Here is a 22,204-nt window from a genome sequence, read left to right as displayed (position 1 = left end):
GGCGGGGGCCGTGACCTGGGCGGCACCGCGTCCGCCCAGGTCGATAGGATCACCACCGCATCCGACGGAAGGTGATCATGGCGGACAGTCCCCTCAGGCCCAGCTCGTTGATCAACACGGTCTACGGGGCGTTCCTGCGACGCCTCGGTGGCTGGATCTCGGTCGCCGACCTGATCACCCTGATGTCCGAGCTGGACGTGGACGGCCCGGCGGCGCGTTCGGCGATCTCCCGGCTGAAGAAGAAGGGCGTCCTCGAACCGGAACGCCGGGGCGCCACCGGGTACCGGCTCAGCCCGGGCGCGCAGCCCGTCTTCGACGAGGGCGACCGGCGCATCTTCGGCAGCCTGGAACCGGCGAAGCTGACCGACGGCTGGGCCATGGCCGTCTTCTCCGTACCGGAGTCCGAACGCTCGTACCGCTACCAGCTGCGCACCCGGCTGACCTGGCTGGGCTTCGGGAACATCGCCCCGGGGGTCTGGTTGGCGCCCGGCCGACTCCTCGCAGACGCCCGTGACATGCTCGTCCGGCTCGGGCTCAGCGAGTACGTGCACCTGTTCGCCGCCGAGTACGCGGCCTTCAGCGACCTGCCCGGCACGGTCAGCTCCTGGTGGGACTTCCCGGCGATCGAGGAGCAGTACGCCGGCTTCACCGAGGCCTACGGCCCCGTCGCCGCGGACCTGGCCGAGCGGCCCGCCATCGACGGCGCCGAGGCCTTCCGCCACTACGTCCCGATGCTCACCCAGTGGCGCCGCCTGCCCTACCTCGACCCCGGCCTGCCCGCCGAGCTGCTCCCGCCGGACTGGAACGCGGTCGCCGCCCGGCAGATCTTCCAGCAGCTGAACGAGGTGCTCGCCCCGCCCAGCCTGCGCCACGTACAGGAGGTCACCGGCCTGGCCGAAGCCTGAGGCCGCACCGCACCACGAGCGTCCCGCCGTCCGGGGCGGTCGCGAACGCCGGCCGGGTCGGCCGACACCGGCCGGGGATGCCGGCCGGCGGGGCGGTCGGGGGTGAGGATGCGGTCATGGCCGACACCTTCGTTTCACGCACCATCGACGTGACGACCGGGGACCGGGAGACCGTCCATGACCTGACCGACGCCTGCACGTCGTTCCTCGGGGAGGTGGCACGGGGCCGGAGCGGACTGCTCAACATCTTCACGCCGCACGCGACCGCCGGGCTCGCCGTCATCGAGACCGGCGCGGGCAGCGACGACGACCTCCTGAAGGCCCTGGCGTCCCTGCTGCCGGCCGACGACCGCTGGCGGCACCGGCACGGTTCCCCCGGCCACGGCCGGGACCACGTGCTGCCCGCGATCGTCCCGCCCCACGCGACGCTGCCCGTGATCGACGGACTGCTGGAGCTCGGAACCTGGCAGTCCGTCACCCTGGTGGACACCAACCGGGACAACCCCCGACGGCAGGTCCGGCTGTCGTTCCTCGGCTGCTGACCCCGACGGCCCATCCGGCGCCGGCACCGCCGCCCGCGACGGCGTCCGGCGAACCGGGGGTCGAGGGGCCGCGACTCCCGCCTCGGCAATGCCGGGCCCGCGGCCCCTCGTGCCGGATGATCGGGGGAGGGGCGCCGACGAGGGACCCGGAGTGCCGATGCGACACCGAATTCCGCTGCTGCCCCTCCTCCTGGCGGCGGCGCTGTCGGCCGCCGTTCCCGGGTGCGGCTCTCCCCCGGCCCTGCACGGCACGCCGCCCGCGCCCTCCTCCGTGCCGGCCACCGGCGACTTCTCCGGCCAGGTCGAGGTGGGCGGTGGCCGGAAGATCCATCTGAGGTGCAAGGGCAGCGGCAGCCCCACCGTCATCCTGGAATCCGGGCTGCACGACTCCTCCGACACCTGGACCGTCACCGACACCCGGCCGCTTGTACCGAAAGCCCCGGCGGTGTTCCCCGGTGTCGCGGCGTTCACCCGGGTCTGCGTCTACGACCGGCCGGGAACGGTCCGGTACACCGACCCGCCGACGCTCACCACCCGCAGCACGCCGCTCGACGGCACCCGCACCCTCACCGCGATGACCGATGACCTCGACAAGCTGCTGACATCCGCACGCCTGCCGGGCCCCTACGTGCTGGTCGGCCACTCCTTCGGCGGGATGATCACCCGGCTCTACGCCCAGCGGCACCCCCGCAAGACCGCGGGGCTGGTCTTCGTCGACGCGTTCGGTACGGACATCCGCCCCCTCATCGGCACACGCTGGGCCGCGTACCGCGCGCTGCTGAACAGGCCCGGCACACCCTTCGACGCGCGCCCCGCGTTCGAGAGCGTGGACATCGACGGCGCGATCGATTCCGTCACCGCCGCGCCGCCGCTGCCCGCGGTCCCCATGGCCGTCCTCAGCAAGACGGAACCGTTCGCAGCCCCGCCCGGAACCCCGAAGGACCTCCTGGACACCCTGGAGCGGGCCTGGCCCCAGGTGCAGCGGAAGCTGGTCGAACGGGGGAACCAGACCCCGCAGTTCCTGGCCACCGGCAGCGACCACTACGTCCAGGTGCACGATCCCGACCTGACGATCGGCGCCGTCCGGCTCGTCGTGGGCCGCGTCCACGCGGAGCCGTAGACCGGCCACCCGGTGGGGGAGGTCCGGGCCGGCCGGTCGGGCCGGCCCGGACCTCAGGATCAGGCGAGGTCGAACCGGTCCAGGTTCATCACCTTGTCCCACGCCGCGACGAAGTCCTTCACGAACCTCTCCTTCGCGTCGTCGCTCGCGTAGACCTCCGCGAGTGCGCGCAGCTCCGAGTTCGACCCGAAGACGAGGTCGGCACGGGTGCCCGTCCACCTGACCCGGCCGGTGGCGGCGTCGCGGCCCTCGAACGCGTTCGCGTCCTCGGACGTCGCCGACCACGTCGTGCCCAGGTCGAGCAGGTTGACGAAGAAGTCGTTGGTGAGGGCCCCGGGGGTCGCGGTGAAGACACCGAGCGCGGTCTGCTGGTGGTTCGCGCCCAGCACGCGCAGGCCACCCACCAGGACCGTCATCTCGGGGGCGCTGAGGTTCAGCAGGTTCGCCCGGTCGAGCAGCAGGTACTCAGCCGGCAGCCGGTTGCCCTTCCCGAGGTGGTTGCGGAACCCGTCGGCGACCGGCTCCAGCGCGGCGAACGACTCCACGTCCGTCTGCTCCTGCGTCGCGTCCACGCGGCCCGGGGTGAAGGGGACCTGGACGGCGAACCCGCCGTCCTGGGCGGCCTGTTCGACGGCGGCCGCGCCGGCCAGCACGATCAGGTCCGCCAGCGAGATCCGCTTCCCGCCGCTCTGGGCGGAGTTGAAGGACTCCTGGATCCCGGTCAGGGTGCACAGCACCGCGGCCAGCTGGTCCGGGTCGTTGGCCTCCCACCCGCTCTGCGGCTGGAGGCGGATCCGGCCACCGTTGGCGCCGCCCCGCTTGTCGCTGCCGCGGAACGACGAGGCCGAGGCCCAGGCGACGGAGACGAGTTGGGACACCGTCAGGTCCGAGGCGAGGACCTGCTGCTTGAGCGCGGCGACATCGGCGGCGTCGACGAGCTCGTGCGTCACCGCGGGGAGCGGGTCCTGCCACAGCAGCGTCTCGGCGGGGACCTCCGGGCCGAGATAGCGCACGATCGGGCCCATGTCGCGGTGGGTCAGCTTGAACCACGCGCGCGCGAACGCGTCGGCGAACTCGGCGGGGTTCTCGAGGAAGCGCCGGGAGATCTGTTCGTAGGCCGGGTCGAACCGCAGGGAGAGGTCGGTCGTCAGCATCGTCGGCGCGTGCGTCCTGGACGGGTCGTGGGCGTCGGGCACGGTCCCCGCGCCGGCGCCCTCCTTCGGCCGCCACTGGTGCGCCCCGGCGGGGCTCTCGAACAGCTCCCACTCATAGCCGAACAGGATCTCGAAGAAGGTGTTGTCCCAGGTGATCGGGGTGTTGGTCCAGATGCCCTCGAGACCGCTGGTGATCGCGTCGCCACCCTTGCCGGTGCCGAAGGAATTGCTCCAGCCCAGCCCCTGCGCCTCCATCGGGGCGGCCTCGGGGTCGGCGCCGACGCTCTCCGCCGGGCCGGCGCCGTGGGTCTTGCCGAAGGTGTGGCCGCCCGCGATCAGGGCCACCGTCTCCTCGTCGTTCATCGCCATCCGGCGGAACGTCTCGCGGATGTCGCGCGCCGCGGCGATCGGGTCGGGATTGCCGTTCGGGCCCTCGGGGTTGACGTAGATGAGGCCCATCTGGACCGCGCCGAGCGGGTTCTCCAGCTCGCGGTCGCCGGTGTAGCGCTCGTCGTCGAGCCAGGTGGTCTCGGGGCCCCAGTAGACGTCCTCGTCGGGCTCCCACACGTCGGCGCGGCCGCCGCCGAAGCCGAAGGTCTCGAAGCCCATCGACTCCAGGGCCACGTTGCCGGTGAGGATCATGAGGTCGGCCCACGAGAGGCTCTGGCCGTACTTCTTCTTGACCGGCCACAGCAGACGGCGGGCCTTGTCCAGGTTGCCGTTGTCCGGCCAGCTGTTGAGCGGCGCGAATCGCTGCTGGCCGGCGCCGGCGCCGCCGCGACCGTCGCTGATCCGGTAGGTGCCCGCGCTGTGCCAGGCCATGCGGATCATGAACGGGCCGTAGTGGCCGAAGTCGGCGGGCCACCAGTCCTGGGAGGTGGTCAGCACGTCCGCGATGTCCCGCTTGACCGCGGGAAGATCGAGGGTCTTGAACGCCTCGGCGTAGTCGAACTCCTCGCCGAGGGGGTTCGCGACGGCCGGGTTCTTGGCGAGGATCTTCAGGTTGAGCCGTTCAGGCCACCACTGACGGTTTCCGCCACCTTGAGTCGGGTGCGCGGCGCGTCCGTGGGCTACCGGACAGCCGTCGCCACCCTCCGACTTGGCGTCGGTGACGATTGCATCGTGGTTCTCGGACATGGGAATCCTTCCGTACCAGGCGGATCACGGTGTTCAGGAACTGAATGCGTCTGAATGCGACTGAATGAGATGGAACAACCGGGGCGCGGGGCCCCACGTGCATGTGCTCGGCCTCGTCGATCGCCTCGACGCCGAGGGGTCACCGTCCCGGACGGTTGCGAGACGCGGGACGCCGACGGCCGGTGCGCGCGTGCCGGCACCGGGCAGCTCCTCGGCGGTGATCCGTCACGTCTGCGTCACCTGCCGCTCTGGAGTCTTCCTGTCTCTTGGCTGTCTACGAAAGCGATCCTACGATGGACGGAATCCAAGTCAAGAAGGACACCAGATCCACATGCGATCGGATCCCGGATGTCCGCCGACACCCTGCGGGGCACCCCGTCGAACCTGAACAGGTGGGCCGATATGAGTGACCTGCTGGAGCGTTTGCGCGGGCGCGGCTGGCGGATGACGTCGCAGCGGCGCGTGGTCGCGGAGGTCCTCGACGGTGACCACGTGCACCTCACGGCGGACGAGGTGCACGCCCGCGCGGCGCTGCGGTTGCCGGAGATCTCCCGGGCGACCGTGTACAACGCCCTGGGCGAACTGGTGGCCCTCGGCGAGGTCGCGGAGGTGAGCACCGACGGCCGGGCCAAGCGTTACGACCCCAACGCGCACCACCCGCACCAGCACCTGGTGTGCTCCGCCTGCGGACTCATCCGCGACGTCCACCCCACGGACGACCCGCTGGCCGGCCTTCCGACGGACGAGCGCTTCGGTTTCGCGGTGTCCGGGGTCGAGGTCACCTACCGGGGTCTGTGCCCGGACTGCGCGTAGCGCGGCCGCGGGGCGGCCACGTCGGGCGCTCCCGCGCTACCCCTGCCCTCGCCCCTGTCCTTCCGGCTGCCCCTGGTCCACCTGCCGGGCGCGGAGCCAGGCCGTCTCGAACTCCTCCTCGCCGATCTCCATGCCCACCAGGTCGGGGTCGAAGAGGTCGAACAGGGGCGGGTTGAAGATCCAGTCGTCCGGGCCGCTGCGCACACCGGGGCCCTCCGGGCCCCACTCGACCTGGCGCAGCCTGCGGCCGTCGTTCCCGACCTCCAGCAGGTACAGGGTCCGGCCCTCGCCGTCCTCGTGGTCCCAGGACCGCCGCAGCCACACGACCTCCCGGTCGGCGAGCGCACCGAAGCCCTCCCGGTCGCGCTGAGCCTCCCGCCGGGCCCGCAGGTCCGCCAACCCGGCGGGCGTGCTCGTCCCGTCGACCCGCACCTCGTCGAGTCCCCAGCCCGCGGCCTGCTCGACCGTCTCGGGGGTGTCGACGACCTCGACCTCCGCGAACGTCTCGCGCGCCTCCCGTACCGACCGCGCGTGGACCCACCACCACAGGCTGCCCATGCCGTAGTCGTGCAGGACGAGAAAGCGCTTCGAGGGCGCGACACGATCGTTCATACCGGTCGACGACAAGCGAGCCGCCGACCACGGTCCGTGCCGCCCCCGGACCGGCCCGACGGTCGGAATTCCCTCCTCGTCGCGTCGCGCCAATACCGTCTCTTACCGGCCATGCGCAAGCCTTCAACAAGAAAATCCTTGATGGCGCACTAGACTGGTGGGTTGTTTGGCGCTGGGCCGGAACAACCTGGGCAGACCCGGGCTCCGCCGGCGACCCGGATGCTGCCGGGAACGAGACGCGAGGGCCGATGGCAGTCACACCTGAGCACGGTGAACTCACTCTGCTCGACGGCGAGGAGACCCCGGAGGAGTCCGGCAAGTCCGCCCGCTTCACCGCCGGTCCCGCGGCGCCCACGCGCACCCTCGTCGACATCCTCGAGGCCACCGTACGGGCGTACCCCGACGAGCTCGCCCTGGACGACGGGACCACCCGATTGACCTACCGGGCCCTCGCCGTCGAGGTGGAACGCCGGCGCCGGGCCCTCGCGGCCGCCGGGGTAGGACTCGGCGACCGGGTCGGCGTCCGCGTGCCGTCCGGGACCAACGAGCTGTACGTGGCGGTCCTCGCCGTCCTCGCCGCCGGCGCCGCCTACGTACCCGTCGACGCCGAGGACCCGGACGAGCGCGCCGACCTGGTCTTCGGCGAGGCCGGGGTCCGCGCCGTCCTCGGCGGCGGGCAGCGCATCCACGCCGGCCGTTCCCCGGAGCCCGGCGCCCGCGCCGCCGCCTCCCGCCCCGGCCCCGAGCACGACGCGTGGATCATCTTCACCTCCGGCTCCACCGGCAAGCCCAAGGGCGTGGCCGTCAGCCACCGCAGCGCCGCCGCCTTCGTCGACGCCGAAGCCGCGCTGTTCCTCACCGAGGAGCCCATCGGCCCCGGCGACCGCGTCATGGCCGGACTCTCCGTCGCCTTCGACGCCTCCTGCGAGGAGATGTGGCTGGCCTGGCGCTACGGCGCCTGCCTCGTCCCCGTACCCCGCTCCCAGGTGCGCAGCGGCGCCGACCTCGGCCCCTGGCTCGTGGAGCAGGAGATCACCGTGGTCTCCACCGTGCCGACCCTGGCCGCCCTCTGGGAGCCCGAGGCGCTCAACGAGGTCCGGCTGCTGATCTTCGGCGGTGAGGCCTGCCCGCCCGAGCTCACCCAGCGCCTGGTCACCGAAGGCCGCGAGGTCTGGAACACGTACGGCCCCACCGAGGCCACCGTCGTCGCCTGCGCCGCTCTGCTGACCGGCGAGGAACCGATCCGCATCGGCCTCCCGCTGAGCGGCTGGGAACTGGCCGTCGTCGACGAGTCCGGGGAGCCGGTGCCCATGGGCGGCAGCGGCCAGCTGGTGATCGGCGGCGTCGGCCTCGCCCGCTACCTCGACCCCGAGAAGGACGCCGAGAAGTACGCCCCGCTCGAAACCCTCGGCTGGCAGCGCGCCTACCGCAGCGGCGACCTCGTACGCGCCGAACCGGAAGGCCTGGTCTTCCTCGGCCGCGCCGACGAGCAGATCAAGCTCGGCGGCCGCCGGATCGAGCTGGGCGAGGTGGACGCCGCCCTCCAGGCCCTGCCGGGCGTCGCGGGCGCGGCCGCCGCCGTCCGCACCGCGCGCAGCGGCAACCAGCTGCTCGTCGGTTACCTCGTCACCCAGGACGGCTGGGACCACGCGGCCGCCGTGACCCGGCTGCGCGCCGAACTGCCCGCCGCCCTCGTACCGCTGCTCGCACCCGTCGCCGAACTGCCCACCCGCACCTCCGGCAAGGTCGACCGGAACGCACTGCCGTGGCCGCTGCCCGACCTGGAGACGTCCGGCCCCACCGAGCAGCTCTACGGCACCGAGGCCTGGCTCGCCGAGCAGTGGAGCGAGACCCTCGGCGTCACCGTCGCCGGCGCCGCCGACGACTTCTTCGCGATCGGCGGCGGCAGCCTCGCCGCCGCCCAGCTCACCACCCGGCTGCGCACCCGCTACCCGAGCGCGGCCGTCCTCGACATCTACCAGCAGCCCACCCTGCGCAAGCTGGCCCGGCACCTGGAGAAGTCCGCCCAGGGCGACGGAACGGCCCGCACGGTCGCACCGGTCCCGTCGCGCTCCCAGGTGGCCCAGTCGCTGCTGCTGATCCCCCTGTTCACCCTGGTGGGGCTGCGCTGGACGGTCGCCCTGCTGGCCCTGGGCAACGTACTGCACCACTTCGGACCCTTCCCGTGGGCGCCGACCGCCTCGTGGTGGCTCGTCGCCGCCGGCGCGCTGCTGCTCCACAGCCCGCCCGGCCGGCTCGCCCTCGCCGCGGGCGGAGCCCGCCTCCTGCTGCGCGGCGTGCGCGCCGGACGCCACCCGCGCGGCGGCAGCGTCCACCTGCGGCTCTGGACGGCCGAACGACTCGCCGAATGCGCCGGCGCCACCTCGCTCACCGGCTCCTGGCTGGAACGCTACGGCCGGGCCCTCGGCGCGAAGATCGGCCCCGAGGTGGACCTGCACTCCCTGCCCCCGGTCACGGGCATGCTCAAACTCGGCCGCGGCTGCGCCGTGGAGTCCGAGGTGGACCTCAGCGGCCACTGGCTGGACGGGGACCACCTGGAGATCGGCACGATCAAGGTCGGCGCGGGCGCGGTGGTCGGCACCCGCAGCATCCTCTTCCCCGGCGCGCGGGTCGGGAAGCGCGCCGAGGTGGCCCCCGGCTCCGCCGTCGTCGGACAGATCCCGACCGGCCAGCGCTGGGCCGGCGCACCCGCCGGGAAACTCGGCAAGGCCAAGCACAACTGGCCCAAGGAACGCCCGCCGCGCGGCCTTCCCTGGCGGGCCGCCTACGGAGCGGCCGGCTTCGGCCTCACCGTCCTGCCCGTGCTCGCCGCCCTGCCCGCCCTGCTCGTCGTCAGCCGCTTCGTCCCCGCCGACGCCGGGCTCGCCGAAGCACTGCGCGGAACACTGCTCGCCGTGGTGCCCGCGGCGCTCGCCTACGGGTTCGCGTACGCGGCCCTGCTGCTGGTCTCCGTACGCCTGCTCAGCCTCGGCCTGCGGACCGGCACCCACCCGACGCACAGCAGGGTCGGCTGGCAGGCCTGGACGGTCACCCAGCTGATGGACCTGTCCCGCGAGACGCTCTTCCCGCTGTACGCCGGGCTGATCACCCCGGTCTGGCTGCGGCTGCTCGGGATGAAGATCGGCCGGGGCGCCGAGGTGTCCACCGTGCTCGCCCTGCCCAGCCTCACCACCGTCGGCGAGGGCGCCTTCCTCGCCGACGACACCCTGACCGCCCCCTACGAGCTCGGCGGCGGCTGGATGCGCATCGGACACTCCGAAATCGGCCGCCGAGCCTTCCTCGGAAACTCCGGCATGACCGCCCCCGGCCGCACCGTGCCGGACGACGGGCTGGTCGGCGTCCTGTCCGCCACCCCGAAGAAGGCCAAGAAGGGCAGCTCGTACCTGGGACTCCCGCCGGTCCGGCTGCCCCGGTCCAGCGCGGGCGCCGACCAGAGCCGTACCTACGAGCCGCCCGTGCGGCTGCTGTGGGCTCGCGGCCTCGTCGAGCTGTGCCGGCTCGTCCCGGTGTTCTGCTCGGCGGCCCTGGCCGTCCTGACCGGGGCGGCGCTCTGCGCCCTGATGACCCGGAGCGGTTCGGGGATCTGGGGTGCCGCGCTGCTGTCCGGAGCGGTCCTGCTCACCGCCGGCGTGGCCGCCTGCGCGATCGCGGTGGCCGCCAAATGGCTGCTGGTGGGCCGGCACCGGACGGGGGAGCACCCCCTGTGGAGCGGCTTCGTATGGCGCAACGAACTGGCCGACACCTTCGTGGAGGTCCTGGCCGTGCCGTGGCTGACCGGATCGGTTCCCGGCACGCCGGTGCTGACCCTGTGGCTGCGCGCGCTCGGCGGCCGCATCGGCCGCGGCGTCTGGTGCGAGAGCTACTGGCTGCCCGAGACGGACCTTGTGGTGCTCGGCGACGCGGTCAGTGTGAACCGCGGCTGTGTGTTGCAGACACACCTCTTCCACGACCGGATCTTGAGGACGGATACTGTGGTGCTCCGCGAGGGCGCCACCCTGGGCCCGGGCGGAATCGTCCTGCCCGGGAGCACGGTCGGGGCCCGCAGCACACTGGGCCCCGCGTCCCTGGTGATGGCCGGGGAATCCGTCCCCGCCGACACCCGCTGGCTGGGCAATCCGATCGAGGCGTGGCGGTCCTGACCGGGCCGTCCCCGCCGCGGTAGGCAGCAGGGCAGCACCGGCACACCGGTACACCAGCACGTCGTACGAGCACAGCGCAGGGAGCGGAAAGCGGCAATGAGCGGCCAGCGAACAGTGCCATCGGACCCGTACTTCCCGGCCAACGGCGACTCCCGTTACCGAGTGCACCGGTACGAACTCGCTCTGGAGTACCGCCCCGGACCCAACCGGCTCGCGGGCACGGCCCGACTCAGCGCGATCGCCGGGCGGGCGCCGCTCACCGAGTTCCACCTGAACCTGGCCGAATTCAGAATAGGTCGGGTCCTGCTGAACGGCCGGGCGCCGCAGTACACCCACCGCGGCGGCAAACTCCGGATCCGCCCGGCCAAGCCGCTGCCCGCCGGCTCCGCCTTCACCGTCGAGGTGCACTGGGCGGGCAACCCCAAGCCGGTCCGCAGCCCTTGGGGCGGCCTCGGCTGGGAGGAACTGACCGACGGCGCGCTGGTGGCCAGCCAGCCCGTCGGCGCGCCCTCCTGGTACCCGTGCAACGACCGGCCCGCCGACAAGGCCTCGTACCACATCTCGGTCAACACGCCGTCCGCCTACACGGTCGTGGCCGGTGGCCGGCTCCTCACGCGCACGACGAAGGCCAGCACGACCACCTGGGTCTACGAGCAGTCCGCGCCGACCTCCAGCTACCTGGTCGGCCTGTCCATCGGCATGTACCAGACGGTGCTCCTCGGGGACCCCGGCCTCGGTGGGGTACCGCAGAGCGCGCACGTCCCGCCGCACCTGCTGCCGCGGTTCTCCCGCGACTTCGCCCGACAGCCGGCCATGATGACCCTGTTCGAGGAACTCTTCGGGCCCTACCCCTTCGGCGAGTACGTGGTGGTCGTCGCCGACGAGGAACTGGACGTGCCCGTGGAGGCACAGGGGCTGTCCACCTTCGGCGCCAACCACGTGGACGGCGTCCGCGGTTCGGAACGCCTGGTCGCCCACGAACTCGCGCACCAGTGGTTCGGCAACAGCGTGACCATCGCCGACTGGCGGCACATCTGGCTGAACGAGGGCTTCGCGAAGTACGCCGAATGGCTCTGGTCGGAACGCTCCGGCAGCCGCACCGCGCACGAACGGGCCGCCGCGGCACACCGACTGCTGTCCACGCAGCCGCAGGACATGCGACTGGCCGACCCGGGCCGCAAGTTGATGTTCGACGACCGTCTGTACCAGCGTGGTGGCCTCACCGTGCACGCGATCCGCTGCGCGCTCGGCGACAGCGCGTTCTTCCGCATGCTGCGCGACTGGGCGACGGTGCACCGCCACGGGGTGGTGTCCACCGTGGCCTTCACCCAGCACGTCGCCCGCTACACGGTCGAGCCGCTGGACGACCTGTTCACCGCCTGGCTCCACACGCCGGCCCTGCCACCCCTGCCGGCGCCGCCCCGACCCCCGATACCGGCGAGGCCCGGCTACCCGCCGACGAACGGCGGCTCCAAGGGCGGCCGAGGCAAGGCCTCGGCCTAGGTTCTCTCCGGACGGAGGCGAGGACCACCTTCCGGCTGCCGCCGACGACCCACGGACCGGATCGGCCGACATCAGCGGCGCGATCCGGTGAGGGCCAAGGGCTGTCCCGTTACCCCGCAGGGTGAGGACCCGGCCCGGCTCCACGGAGCGTCACAGGAAGATCAGCTCGACGTCCTTCGCGATACAGAGCCGCAGAACGCCTACCAGCTGCTGGGCCGCGTCGATGTGTGTTCGAGGGACGCCGACCTCACTCTGCCAGTGGTCGACGATCTCCTCGATCCGCGGCAGGAGCGCGGCGCATTCGGTGGGCGAGAGCTCGCCTCCACCGTCGTCGGGGCGATCCAGGAGAGGTTCGAGCGAGGTGGTGACGTCACTCCAGAGGCGCTCCCCGCCGAAGCCCCACATCTCGTCGAGATCGAAGCCTGATCCAGCGGTGGCTGGTGTGATGACGGCGACGAGCCCACGGGACTTGCCCCGTGCGAGACCTTCTACCGGATCGGCTTCGTGGACGCGGCCACGGTCGCTCCTCGGCGGTGGTCCAGTACGAGGCGGCGCCCGGTGACGTCCCGGGCGATGGCGATCAAGTCCCGGGCGTCCGTAGAGAACGAACCGGTCCGCCGGGCGGGTCCGGCCTCGGCCCAGGAGTTGGCCGGCCGATCATGAGGTGTGCGAGGGACGTACCCTTGGCCGCGTGAACGATCATGGTGTTGCTCTGCCCTACTACCGCCTCCACGTCGTGCCTGCCGTCGTGGCGTTGGCCAGCCCGACGTGGCAGCGAGAGGTGTGGCTCGATCCGGACCGGTTCGAGGACCTCGACCACATCGTGCACGTACTCTTCGACGACTTCTGCGATGCGGACGATCCGACGCCCTGGCTGGGGCGATGCCTTCGCACCGAAGAGGAAGTCGAGCTGATGGCAGCTCTTGGCGCTGCCTACGGTGCGGTGCAGGACTCGGTCGGGGCCACCGCCCCCGACGAGGTCTACCTGGACTCACCGGGATGGTCCGCCGTGGTCGCCGCGGCAGCCCGGTTGGCTCAAGTGCTGGTGTCCAACGATCACTCGGCGTTGTGCGAGCTCCCTGACGCCGGCCTGGCCGGTCGCTCGAGCCCGATGCCTGACCGCGCCCGGAACGGCCGCACAGGGAGGGGCGTCGAGCGGGTCGTCACCGTCCCGGCGGTGGTGCCGGGGCCGTGATCTTTTCGTGGACGGTGAAGATCAGGTCGTTGCCTTGCGGGCATTCCACCTTGCCCGTGTGGATCGGGTCGACGCCGGCACGCTGCAGGGCGGCGACGATCTGACGGAGTGCGTCCTGGGGGAATTCGTATTCCCAGGTCGGATACCCCCTGCGGGCGATGCGGGTCTCGGTCTGCTCGGGGGGCACGGTATGGGTCCGCGAGATGTTGATGCCGATATCCGCGAAATCGAGGTCGACCCACTCCCAGTGGTTCTCCCCGTCCCAGTCGTCGACCGGCGTATCGAAGAGTGCCGAGACTTCGCCGAGTGACAGGTGGGTTCGGAACCAGACGGCGGTGGGTTGTTGGGCTTCCATGGTGGGTCGACTCCTCCGGCCGGAGATCCGGTCCGTTCGTTGCGACGGTGGCGCTGCGAAGGTTGATCAGACGTGGCCACCGCGTGATCATCAGTGTTCGAGAGCCAACTGAAGCACGTGGATCACGGGGCCGCACGCGCTTTCTAGGCCGAGCGGGGAACCGTGAGCGGCATACGCGCCCGGACCTGCCAGTCGCCCTCGGCCGTGGCCTCGGCCCGGAAGGTGCCGCCGGCCAGGGTGACGCGTTCGCCGATGCCCTTCAGCTCGTAGCCCGGGAGGGAGGCCCGGTGGGTCGTCCCGTCATTGGTGATCCGTACGGCCGCCTCGTGGGGACGGACGCGCACATGGACGCTGACGTGGCGGCAGTGGCGGGCGTGCTTGCGGATGTTGGTGAGGGACTCCACCGTCACCCGGTGCAGGGTCGCGGCCACCTCGGGCGGCACCGTGTCCGTCGGCCCCTCCTCGGTGAGGTACGCCGGCACCCCGTTCAGGGCGAACCCCCGTACCAGGGCCCGTAGGTCATCCATACCGGCCGGCGCGGCCGGTGGTACGCCGCTCTCGTCGGCGCTGAGCCCGGCGATCATCCGCCGCATGGACGCCAGGGCCTCGGCGCCCGTCTCCTCGATGCGCTGCAGCGCGGGGAGGACCAGGTCGGGCCGCCTGGCGGCGACCGCCCGGGCGCCCTGGGCCTGCACCACGATGCCGGTCACGTGGTGGGCGACGTAGTCGTGCAGATCCCTGGCCAGCTCGATCCGTTGTTCCAGCCGGGTGCGGTGTGCGCGCTGCCGCCGGACCGCCGCCACCGTCCGCGCGGTCACACTCGCCCCCGCCACCAGGACGATCACCAGCGTGAGGCCGAACGACACGAGCAGACCACCCTCCCGCACCCCGGTGGACAGGGGACGCAGGACGACGGCCGCCGCCAGCAGCAGGGCGACCGGCGAGCCCGAGGCCACCGGGCCCCGCCTGGCGACGAAGGCCAGCAACACCAGGAGGGCGACCGGCTCGAACGCCCCGTGGACGGACACGGCGTCGGCGGCGTCGTGACCCACGTACAGGACCGCCGAGCAGACCAGCGAGGCCACGGCGGCGGCGCCCCCGATGTAGACGAACGACCGAGCCCGCTTCACCAGGAGCAGGGGGACGAGGGCGGCGCCTACGACGGCCGCCGACAGCGCGAGCAGGCCCGGCGACGCCGATCCGGTGAACGCCCCGGACCGTACATCCGCCCAGGCCGCAGCCGCGAGCACACAGGCTGCGAGGGACCGCAGCAGGACCGCCCCCTTGCCGGAAGCGGCGAGGAAACGGAGGAGAGGAGACCACATAGCGCGCAGATTAGATCATCGGCCGGCCCGGTCCCTCCGCCAAAAGTCGTAGTCGTACGGAACGGGATCTTCGGTTCACGCGCTACGCTTCCGGACGCTCGCGGGGAGTGATCGTGGCGCCCGATCCGCCGGTTCCGCGTACGTCGCGAGGGCCGGCCGGCGCGGGCGTCTCAGGACGTCGCGGCGTGATCGGACTCGCCGCGCAGGACGCAGAATTCATTGCCCTCGGGATCGGCGAGCACCGCCCAGCCCGCGCCGTCGGGCTGCCGGCGATCGACGACCAGGGTGGCTCCGAGTTTCAACAACCGCTCGACCTCCTCCTCGCGGGAGGTCGTCGGACGCAGGCACAGGTGGATCCGGTTCTTGACCGTCTTCGGTTCCGGAACCTGGTTGAAGTACAGCAGCGGGCCCTCCGCGAGCATCACCACGGTCTCCTGGTCGCCCGGTTCGACCTCCGGATGCAGCGGACAACCGGTCACTTCACTCCAGAACCGGGCCAACTCATACGCATCCGAACAGTCGATCGCCACGTTCTGCACCACTGAGACCATGCGACACAGCCTGCCTGAGCCCGGCATGATCGACAAGGCGCCCCCTCCCGTGCTGTGACCGGGAAGGTTCACCGGGTCGCGACGCCCGGCACGGCATCTCGCCGCGTTGTCGGACCACGCGCGTACGTCCGGTACGAGCCGCGGCTCGCCGCCTTGCGATCCACCGCACCGGACGCCGCGACCCGGCAAACCTTCCCGGCCACAGCACTAGGTCGTGTTTTAGACGTGGTGATTGTTCTGGCTACCGGCCAGGGAAGTGCCGGGCGGCCATCCAGACGGTGAGGTCTCGGGCGATGTCGTTGATGCTGGTTGCCATGGTGACCTCGTGCTCGCTCCGAGAGGTATCGCGGCGGACGACCTCGTAGCCGCGTTCGCCCGCGACAGTGACGGAGGCGAACCAGACGGGGTCGCCCTCGTCGGGCTTGACTACGACGAAGGTGTTGTCCGAGCCGTTGAGATCACTGATCATCATGAACAGCGCGTCCTCGGATGGGTCGTCGATTCGGTCGCCGTCCTCGCTGTCTGCCCGGTAGTACAGGCGGCCCATTGGTTGCTCTCCCCTCGTCTGCACGCTCTGGTAGGGCTCAGGATGGCACGCGCGTGTGACAGTAATGTCCGGTCACAACCATTCGTTGATCGCTGCGACCACGACGGTGGCCTCGAAACGGACGGCCAGTTTGTCGAACCGCGTGGCCACCGCACGGTTGCGCTTGAGGCGATTGATTCCGCACTCCACTGCATGCCGGGCCTTGTAGTCCTCAGGGTCGAAGACGGGAGGTCGACCTCCAGCCTGCCCACGTCGCTTTCGGCTCCCCACCTGGTCCGCCGGCTCGGGAATCGTGCACTGGATCCCCCGCCGCCGCAGGTAGGCCCGGTTGGCACGGGACGAATACGCCTTGTCGCCTCTCACCAGCACCGGACGGACCCGGGGACGCCCCGGCCCGATGCGCGGCACCCGGATGGCCTCCAGGACCGCGGTGAACTGGGGACTGTCACCACGCTGACCGGCAGTGACCAGCAGCGACAGCGGACGCTGCCCCTGCTCACAGGCCAAATGAATCTTGGTGGTGAATCCTCCCCGGGACCGGCCCAGGCCGTGATCGTCGGGCTCAACGCGGACCCCGCCCGGTGGCTCCTTCTGGGACGCTCCAGTACGGCGGGCGCCTGCGGCTTGTTGGTGGGCCCGGCAGATCGTGGAGTCGATACTCACTTCCCACGTGATCAACCCGGCCGCGTCCGCTCGCGCCTGCAAGCCAGTGAGCACGGCGGCCCAGGTGCCGTCTCGCTGCCACCGGCGAAAGAGGCCGTAGACCGTCTGCCATGGCCCGTATTCCCGCGGCAGATCCCGCCATGGGACGCCAGTCCGCACCCGCCAGCGGATCCCGTTGATCAGCTTCCGTCGACATGCCGCCGGCCTGCCCGAAATGCCTTCGGCAGCATCGGTTCCAGCACTACCCACTGCTCGTCAGAAAGGTCCCCTCGCCCCACACCAGAGATCATCACGGCACGCGGCAAGGCATGGGATCACTTCTAAAGCACGGCCTAGCTGTATTGCCCAGTGAGGTTGGGGACGCGGCTGGCGGGTGGTTTGCCTGCGAGCGCGGTGTGTCCGCGGTGGTGATTGTAGGTGTGCAGCCACTCGGGGAACGCCGCCCGGCGTTCTGCTTCTGATCGGTAGGGGCGGGCGTAGGCCCACTCGTCGAGCAGGGTTCGGTTGAGTCGTTCGACCTTGCCGTTGGTCTGGGGCCGGTAGGGCCGGGTTCGCTTGTGGGCGATTCCGGCTGCTGCCAGCAGGTCGCGCCAGGCGTGGGACTTGTAGCAGGAGCCGTTGTCGGTCAGGACCCGCTCGACGGTGATCCCGGCGCTGGCGTAGTAGGCCTGGGCCCGTCGCCAGAAGGCGGTGGCGGTTTCCTTCTTCTCGTCGGCGTGGATCTCGCTGCAGGCGAGGCGGGAGTGGTCGTCGACGGCGGTGTGGATGTACTGGTAGCCGACGCCGGTCTTGGTCTTGCGGCCGGCCTGCCGGCCGAGGGTCTTGTGGCCGCCGCCGTCGGGGATGTTGCCGAGCTTCTTGATGTCGACATGGACGAGTTCGCCGGGCCGCTCGCGTTCGTAGCGTCGGATGACGGCTCCGGTGGCCCGGTCCAGGTGGGCCAGGCGGGCGAGGCCGAACCGTGTCAGGACGCGGTGGACGGTGGAAGCGGGCAGGTGAAGGAGTCCGGCGATCCGGGCCGGTCCCCACCGGCGGGCGAGGCGGACCTTGATGATCCGGCGTTCGGTGCGGGTTGGGGTCCGGCGCGGGCTGTGGTGCGGGCGGGAAGACCGATCGGCCATGCCGCCTTCACCGAGTGTCCGGTAGCGGCCGGCCCACCGCTGAGCGGTGGTCGCAGACACCTGGAAGCGTTCGGCGGCCCGCCGCAGGGGCCAACCGTCCTCGACCACGCAGCGGGCCAGCCGCAGCCGTCCGGTCTCTGTCAGGGGTGCATTACGGTGGGGCATGAGGGCCTTCTGATCGTTCGGTGTAGACGTCGCAATCCACACCGAACCCGGAAGGCCCTCACCCGTTCAAGATCCCTCAGTCGAGACCTGCATCACCGCGTTCACAACCTCCCCGGACAGAACACCTAGCTCTGCCTAGTCCAGCGCTGCGACGCCTCCCCGCCGCAGGTCTTGGTCACCAGACCGCTGCTCATGCCCAGGTCGAGACAGCCCCCGCTGAAGTCGTTGCGGAGGCTGCCGCCCGACCCCGTACGCCACAGCTGTGCGGTGCCGTTGGAGCAGTCGCCGACGAAGACCGCCTGGCCGAGCATGTTGGCGTACAGGCAGCCGCCGCCCTGCTGGTTGACGAGCTTGAAACTGCCGTCCGACCTGCTCTGGACGGTCCACCGGGCGCTCGCATCCGCGCAGTCGCCGTAGTCCGAGGCCCCGAAGACCTGGGTGATGCACTTGCTGTTGTTGCCGTTGCGGAAGCGGTAGGTGCCGGACGCGGGAGGCGCCGGGGGCGCCGCGGTGGTGGGCGCCGTGGAGGCCCCGCCGTTGGAGGGCCGGGTACTGCCGGAGCCGCCCGCGTTCGCGGGGTTGCCGGCGCTGCCGGAGTTCCCGCCGCCGCCCGAGGCGGGCTGTGCACCGCCGGAGCCGGAGCCGGAGCCGGTGCCGGTTCCGGGACCGCCGCCCACCCCTCCCGCGGCCTCGGGCGGGGGAGCGCCGGCCCCGGCCTGTCCCGGGTCCTGGGCCGGCGGCTGCGCGGGTGCCGCCGTACCGGAGGGGCCGACGCCCGCCGCCGCCGACGCCGTCGGATCGGCCGCCGCCGTGACCGGGGCGGACGGAGCGTTCCCGGCCCCTGCCCGCGGCGCGGAGGTGTACGGCAGGTGCTGGACGGCGAGGGTCGTACCGCCCGCGACCACGACGACGGGCAGGACGGCGAGCAGGACGCGGGTCCGGCGGCGGTGCTCGGCCCGTTCCGGCCGGACCGTGGCCGGGAGAGCGTCGGCCGCCGGAGCCGGAGCCTTTCCGGGCTCCGGCTCCGGCTCGGGCTCCGGCTCCGGCTCGGCTTCCGGCTTTTCCCCGGTGAGCGGGATCGTCGGTACATCGGCCTCCTGCACGTCCGCGGCGAAGGCGGCCCGTTCGGTCAGGCGCTCGGTGACGGCCGCCGGCCACAGTGGAGCGGTGAACGGGCCGTGCGCGCCGGCGCGTTCCAGGAGTTCGGCGGCCGTGGGGCGGCCCTCGGGGTCCTTGTCGAGGCAGGCCGCGACGAGCTCGGCGAGAGCCGGCTCCAGCGCCCGCAACGGCTCCAGGTCGGGCTCCTCGTGGACGATGCGGTACAGCACCCCGTGCCCCGACTCGTCGCCGAACGGCGGCTGTCCGCAGGCCGCGTACGCGAGTACGGAGCCCAGCGCGAACACATCGGTGGCCCCGCTCAACCGCTTTCGGCCCGAGGCCTGTTCGGGCGCCATGTAGGCGGGCGTACCCACGACCATGCCGGTCCGGGTCAGCCGGCTCTGCTCGGCGGCGCGGGCCACCCCGAAGTCGATGAGCGTGAGACCGTCGAGGGTCAGCATGACGTTGGACGGCTTGAGGTCGCGGTGCACCATGTCCAGCGCGTGCACCGCCACCAGCCCGGCCGCGGCCTCCCGCAGCAGCAGCCACAGCGCCCGCGCGGGCAACGGCCCGCCGTGCAGTGCGACGGCCTCCCGCAGGGTGAGCCCGGGGATGTAGGCGGTGGCGAACCACGGGGGAGTGGCGGTGCGATCGCTGTCGAGCAGCGGCGCGGTGGCGTCCGCGGGCAGCCGGGCGAGGTTGTCCAACTCGTGCCCGAACCGGCGCAGGAAGTCCGGGTCCTCACCGACGACCGAGGGCAGCAGCTGCTTGACGGCTACGTACCGGCCCTCACGGACCCCGAGGTAGACGCGCCCCATGCCACCGGCCCCGAGGCGGCCCGCCAGCGGGATCGACCCGATCCGGCGTGGATCCTCCGCCTCCAGCGGCGCGGCCCCGCTCCCCGTCAGCTCTAACACGTCAGCCCCGCTCGAATTGGAGAAGTTTCCAGGAATCTAACCCTGATGATCCCGGGACGGCAACGCGGGTCGCCGAACGCCGAGTTGATCCTGGTTTCGCCGCGGGGCGAGGTGTGGCCGGACCCGTCGACGGGCCGGCGACCGGCGCTGACACGGGCGCCGACACGGGCGCCGACGCGGGGGCGGGCCGGGAGCCGGTGCGTGAGCCGCTGCCGTCGGGGCGAAAATCGTGAGAACGATTACATTCGTCCCCAAATCGGTCCCCCAGCAGGGATCATTATTTCCCGTAATTGTCGTATATGGCTGCCTTGCGGCCCGCGCCACCTGAGGGACCGGTGGGCGCCACGGGAGAGATATGGGACGCGTGCGCAGCTGGACTGTCAACCGACGGATCGCTCTGCCGGTGACGGTGGGAGGAGCCGTCGTACTCGGGCTGGGCGGCCTCTACGGAACCGCCCTCGCGGTCGGAGGCGACATAGACCAGGGCACACGGGTCCTGGGCGTGGACCTCGGCGGCATGAGCCGGGCCGAGGCGCGCCGGACGCTGACCCGGGAACTCGGGCCCGCCGCCGCGGCGCCGATCACGCTGAAGATCGGCGACCGGGTGGAGAAGGCCGATCCCGCCGCGCTGGGGCTCTCCCTGGACACCGAGGCGACCGTCGACAGCGCCGTACGGGCCGGATCCGGTCCGGTCGCCGTCGTCGGCAGCCTCTTCGCCTCGGGCAGCCGCGAGGTGGCGCCGGTGATCGGCATGAACGAGCAGACCGCCCGCGCCGCGGTGGACCGCCTCGGCAGGACCACCGAGCAGCAGGTCCGCGACGGCGCCATCGCCTTCGACCACGGCACGGCGAAGTCCGTCACCCCGCTCCCCGGTGTCTCCCTCGTCGAGGACAAGGCCGTCGACACCCTCCGTGCCGCCTACCTGAAGCCGGACAAGGGCCCCGTCGTCCTGCCGGTCGCGCGCACCGAGCCGCGGGTCGGCGCCGAGGAGACCGGACGGGCCATGCGGCAGTTCGCCGAGCCCGCGATGTCCGGGCCCGTCACGCTCACCGTCGCCGGCAAGCGGATGTCCATCACCCCCACCGTCCTCGGCGAACACCTGAAGATGCGGGCGGACGGACAGGGCCGCCTCGTGCCCGACCTCGACTCCAAGAGCCTGCTCGCGGACCCCGCCGTGGCGCCCACGATCGACGCGGTCACCCACCCGCCGCGGGACGCCGCCCCCGGCCTCGCCGCGGACGGCAGCGTGGTGATCGCCGACCAGGGTCGTGCGGGACGCCAGGTCACCCAGGAGACGCTCGGCCAGGCCGTGCTGCCGCTGCTGACCCGCTCGGGTGCGGCCCGTAGCGGCGAGGTCGCCACCGTGGCGGTCCAGCCGGAGCTCACCGCCGACGAAGCGCGGCGGCTCGGTATCAAGGAGAAGGTCTCCTCCTTCACCGTGGAATTCCCGGCCGCCCCGTACCGCACCACCAACATCGGCCGTGCCGTGGAGCTGATCGACGGCTCCGTCGTCATGCCGGGCCAGGAGTGGAGCTTCAACCGCACGGTCGGCGAGCGCACCCCCGAGAACGGTTTCGTCGACGGCATCATGATCAATGACGGCCAGTACGTGAAGTCGCCCGGCGGCGGTGTCTCGGCGGTCGCCACCACCATGTACAACGCCGCGTTCTTCGCGGGCGTCAAGCCCGTCGAGCACGGCGCGCACTCCTTCTACATCGAGCGCTACCCCGAGGGCCGGGAGGCCACCGTCGCCTGGGGCACCCTCGACCTGCGCTGGCTCAACGACTCCGGCCACCCGCTCTACATCCAGGCCCGGTCCACCGACACCTCGCTGACGATCTCCTTCCTCGGTACCAAGAAGTACGACGAGATACGGGCGACCAAGGGGCCGCGCACCAACATCACGCCGCCCGGGAAGCGGACCGGCAGTGGGGAGACCTGCGAGGTCCAGACCCCGCTGGAGGGCTTCGACGTCACCGTCGGCCGGACCTTCGTGCAGGGGGGCAAGGAGGTCAAGCACGAGGACTTCAAGACCCACTACACGCCGCGCGACGAGGTCACCTGCACCCCGGAAGGCGCTCCGGAAGGTGCGCAGGAGGCCTCCCCGGGAGTCACCCCGGGCGCCACCCCGCAGGCGCCCCGACCCTCGCAGACCCCGTCCGGCACGGCCACGAACGAGGCCCGGACCACGGCCCAGGGCCGAGCCGACTGACACCATCGGGGGACCAGGCGTGACATTCCGGGCGCATACCGTGCATGACGGGGGCCGTGGGCGCCCGGAAGTGCTACAACTGGGTTCGTGACCATTCCTCGCCACCCGT

Annotated in this window: 18 protein-coding genes; 8 read left to right on the top strand and 10 right to left on the bottom strand. The window is 71.7% G+C overall.

Annotation, left to right across the window (positions count from 1 at the left end):
* Positions 1-77: 77 nt before the first annotated feature.
* The 3 genes from ACGFYY_RS21380 to ACGFYY_RS21370 all read left to right on the top strand — a co-directional run bounded on the left by ACGFYY_RS21380 (position 78) and on the right by ACGFYY_RS21370 (position 2,567).
* The gene (locus ACGFYY_RS21380) at positions 78-905 is read left to right on the top strand and encodes a PaaX family transcriptional regulator C-terminal domain-containing protein (protein WP_393711355.1); all 828 of its coding nucleotides are present in this window, start codon (positions 78-80) and stop codon (positions 903-905) included.
* A gap of 116 nt (positions 906-1,021) precedes the next feature.
* Complete coding sequence (locus ACGFYY_RS21375) at positions 1,022-1,447, top strand: secondary thiamine-phosphate synthase enzyme YjbQ (RefSeq protein ID WP_365273779.1); 426 nt, start codon at positions 1,022-1,024, stop codon at positions 1,445-1,447.
* A 157-nt stretch (positions 1,448-1,604) separates the two neighbouring features.
* Entirely contained in the window at positions 1,605-2,567 is a 963-nt protein-coding gene (locus ACGFYY_RS21370) for an alpha/beta fold hydrolase (RefSeq protein ID WP_393711353.1), read from the top strand.
* 59 nt (positions 2,568-2,626) lie between these two features.
* Here the strand turns inward: ACGFYY_RS21370 and katG are convergent, their stop codons facing one another.
* The gene (gene katG / locus ACGFYY_RS21365; protein WP_393711351.1) at positions 2,627-4,858 is read right to left on the bottom strand and encodes a catalase/peroxidase HPI; all 2,232 of its coding nucleotides are present in this window, start codon (positions 4,856-4,858) and stop codon (positions 2,627-2,629) included.
* 402 nt (positions 4,859-5,260) lie between these two features.
* Here katG and ACGFYY_RS21360 point away from each other — a divergent pair, with 402 nt between their 5' ends.
* Positions 5,261-5,671, top strand: a complete 411-nt coding sequence (locus ACGFYY_RS21360) for a Fur family transcriptional regulator (protein ID WP_393711525.1) — start codon at positions 5,261-5,263, stop codon at positions 5,669-5,671.
* Positions 5,672-5,707: 36 nt separating this feature from the next.
* Here the strand turns inward: ACGFYY_RS21360 and ACGFYY_RS21355 are convergent, their stop codons facing one another.
* Positions 5,708-6,283: a hypothetical protein gene (locus tag ACGFYY_RS21355; protein ID WP_393711349.1), complete on the bottom strand. Its 576-nt coding sequence runs from the start codon at positions 6,281-6,283 to the stop codon at positions 5,708-5,710.
* Positions 6,284-6,531: 248 nt separating this feature from the next.
* On the opposite strand from ACGFYY_RS21355, the gene ACGFYY_RS21350 reads away from it, so the two are divergent.
* Positions 6,532-10,443, top strand: a complete 3,912-nt coding sequence (locus ACGFYY_RS21350) for a Pls/PosA family non-ribosomal peptide synthetase (protein WP_393711347.1) — start codon at positions 6,532-6,534, stop codon at positions 10,441-10,443.
* A 96-nt stretch (positions 10,444-10,539) separates the two neighbouring features.
* Positions 10,540-11,946 (top strand): M1 family metallopeptidase, encoded by a 1,407-nt coding sequence (locus tag ACGFYY_RS21345; protein ID WP_393711345.1) that lies wholly within the window; start codon positions 10,540-10,542, stop codon positions 11,944-11,946.
* Positions 11,947-12,096: 150 nt separating this feature from the next.
* On the opposite strand, the gene ACGFYY_RS21340 is transcribed toward ACGFYY_RS21345, so the two are convergent.
* A complete protein-coding gene (locus ACGFYY_RS21340; RefSeq protein ID WP_393711343.1) occupies positions 12,097-12,351 on the bottom strand; it encodes a hypothetical protein in 255 nt (84 codons plus the stop codon).
* 286 nt (positions 12,352-12,637) lie between these two features.
* On the opposite strand from ACGFYY_RS21340, the gene ACGFYY_RS21335 reads away from it, so the two are divergent.
* The gene (locus tag ACGFYY_RS21335) at positions 12,638-13,141 is read left to right on the top strand and encodes a hypothetical protein (protein WP_393711342.1); all 504 of its coding nucleotides are present in this window, start codon (positions 12,638-12,640) and stop codon (positions 13,139-13,141) included.
* Here ACGFYY_RS21335 and ACGFYY_RS21330 read toward each other — a convergent pair.
* The 7 genes from ACGFYY_RS21330 to ACGFYY_RS21300 all read right to left on the bottom strand — a co-directional run bounded on the left by ACGFYY_RS21330 (position 13,110) and on the right by ACGFYY_RS21300 (position 19,883).
* Entirely contained in the window at positions 13,110-13,496 is a 387-nt protein-coding gene (locus ACGFYY_RS21330; protein ID WP_393711340.1) for a hypothetical protein, read from the bottom strand. The two genes, ACGFYY_RS21335 and ACGFYY_RS21330, sit on opposite strands and share 32 nt — an antisense overlap.
* A gap of 143 nt (positions 13,497-13,639) precedes the next feature.
* Complete coding sequence (locus ACGFYY_RS21325) at positions 13,640-14,821, bottom strand: sensor histidine kinase (RefSeq protein WP_393711338.1); 1,182 nt, start codon at positions 14,819-14,821, stop codon at positions 13,640-13,642.
* 170 nt (positions 14,822-14,991) lie between these two features.
* Complete coding sequence (locus ACGFYY_RS21320; RefSeq protein ID WP_393711336.1) at positions 14,992-15,372, bottom strand: VOC family protein; 381 nt, start codon at positions 15,370-15,372, stop codon at positions 14,992-14,994.
* Between the two features lie 241 nt (positions 15,373-15,613).
* Positions 15,614-15,919 (bottom strand): hypothetical protein, encoded by a 306-nt coding sequence (locus ACGFYY_RS21315; RefSeq protein WP_393711334.1) that lies wholly within the window; start codon positions 15,917-15,919, stop codon positions 15,614-15,616.
* Between the two features lie 72 nt (positions 15,920-15,991).
* Positions 15,992-16,860, bottom strand: a protein-coding gene (locus ACGFYY_RS21310) for an IS5 family transposase (RefSeq protein WP_393711523.1) whose coding sequence is annotated in 2 segments (ribosomal slippage) — positions 15,992-16,776 and positions 16,776-16,860 — 870 coding nt in all. Because the reading frame shifts where the segments join, the coding sequence is not laid out codon by codon here.
* Positions 16,861-16,914: 54 nt separating this feature from the next.
* On the bottom strand, positions 16,915-17,868 hold the full coding sequence (locus ACGFYY_RS21305) for an IS481 family transposase (protein ID WP_393711332.1): 954 nt from the start codon (positions 17,866-17,868) through the stop codon (positions 16,915-16,917).
* Positions 17,869-17,993: 125 nt separating this feature from the next.
* Positions 17,994-19,883, bottom strand: coding sequence for a protein kinase (locus ACGFYY_RS21300; RefSeq protein ID WP_393711330.1), 1,890 nt, complete (start codon positions 19,881-19,883; stop codon positions 17,994-17,996).
* Positions 19,884-20,238: 355 nt separating this feature from the next.
* Between ACGFYY_RS21300 and ACGFYY_RS21295 the strand changes: the two genes are divergently transcribed.
* Positions 20,239-22,095, top strand: coding sequence for a VanW family protein (locus ACGFYY_RS21295; protein WP_393711328.1), 1,857 nt, complete (start codon positions 20,239-20,241; stop codon positions 22,093-22,095).
* Positions 22,096-22,204 lie beyond the last annotated feature (109 nt).

It is taken from the genome of Streptomyces sp. NPDC048331, assembly GCF_043201215.1.
Classification (GTDB): Bacteria; Actinomycetota; Actinomycetes; order Streptomycetales; family Streptomycetaceae; genus Streptomyces.
This window is presented reverse-complemented; position numbering and strand designations above follow the sequence as displayed.

Coding starts and splice junctions, on each gene's coding strand:
- ACGFYY_RS21350 (WP_393711347.1), top strand. CDS start 6,532: ATGGCAGTCACACCTGAGCACGGTGAACTCACTCTGCTCGACGGCGAG.
- ACGFYY_RS21375 (WP_365273779.1), top strand. CDS start 1,022: ATGGCCGACACCTTCGTTTCACGCACCATCGACGTGACGACCGGGGAC.
- ACGFYY_RS21360 (WP_393711525.1), top strand. CDS start 5,261: ATGAGTGACCTGCTGGAGCGTTTGCGCGGGCGCGGCTGGCGGATGACG.
- ACGFYY_RS21325 (WP_393711338.1), bottom strand. CDS start 14,821: ATGTGGTCTCCTCTCCTCCGTTTCCTCGCCGCTTCCGGCAAGGGGGCG.
- ACGFYY_RS21305 (WP_393711332.1), bottom strand. CDS start 17,868: ATGCCCCACCGTAATGCACCCCTGACAGAGACCGGACGGCTGCGGCTG.
- ACGFYY_RS21355 (WP_393711349.1), bottom strand. CDS start 6,283: ATGAACGATCGTGTCGCGCCCTCGAAGCGCTTTCTCGTCCTGCACGAC.
- ACGFYY_RS21340 (WP_393711343.1), bottom strand. CDS start 12,351: ATGTGGGGCTTCGGCGGGGAGCGCCTCTGGAGTGACGTCACCACCTCG.
- ACGFYY_RS21320 (WP_393711336.1), bottom strand. CDS start 15,372: ATGGTCTCAGTGGTGCAGAACGTGGCGATCGACTGTTCGGATGCGTAT.
- katG (WP_393711351.1), bottom strand. CDS start 4,858: ATGTCCGAGAACCACGATGCAATCGTCACCGACGCCAAGTCGGAGGGT.
- ACGFYY_RS21295 (WP_393711328.1), top strand. CDS start 20,239: ATGGGACGCGTGCGCAGCTGGACTGTCAACCGACGGATCGCTCTGCCG.
- ACGFYY_RS21380 (WP_393711355.1), top strand. CDS start 78: ATGGCGGACAGTCCCCTCAGGCCCAGCTCGTTGATCAACACGGTCTAC.
- ACGFYY_RS21345 (WP_393711345.1), top strand. CDS start 10,540: ATGAGCGGCCAGCGAACAGTGCCATCGGACCCGTACTTCCCGGCCAAC.
- ACGFYY_RS21330 (WP_393711340.1), bottom strand. CDS start 13,496: ATGGAAGCCCAACAACCCACCGCCGTCTGGTTCCGAACCCACCTGTCA.
- ACGFYY_RS21370 (WP_393711353.1), top strand. CDS start 1,605: ATGCGACACCGAATTCCGCTGCTGCCCCTCCTCCTGGCGGCGGCGCTG.
- ACGFYY_RS21315 (WP_393711334.1), bottom strand. CDS start 15,919: ATGGGCCGCCTGTACTACCGGGCAGACAGCGAGGACGGCGACCGAATC.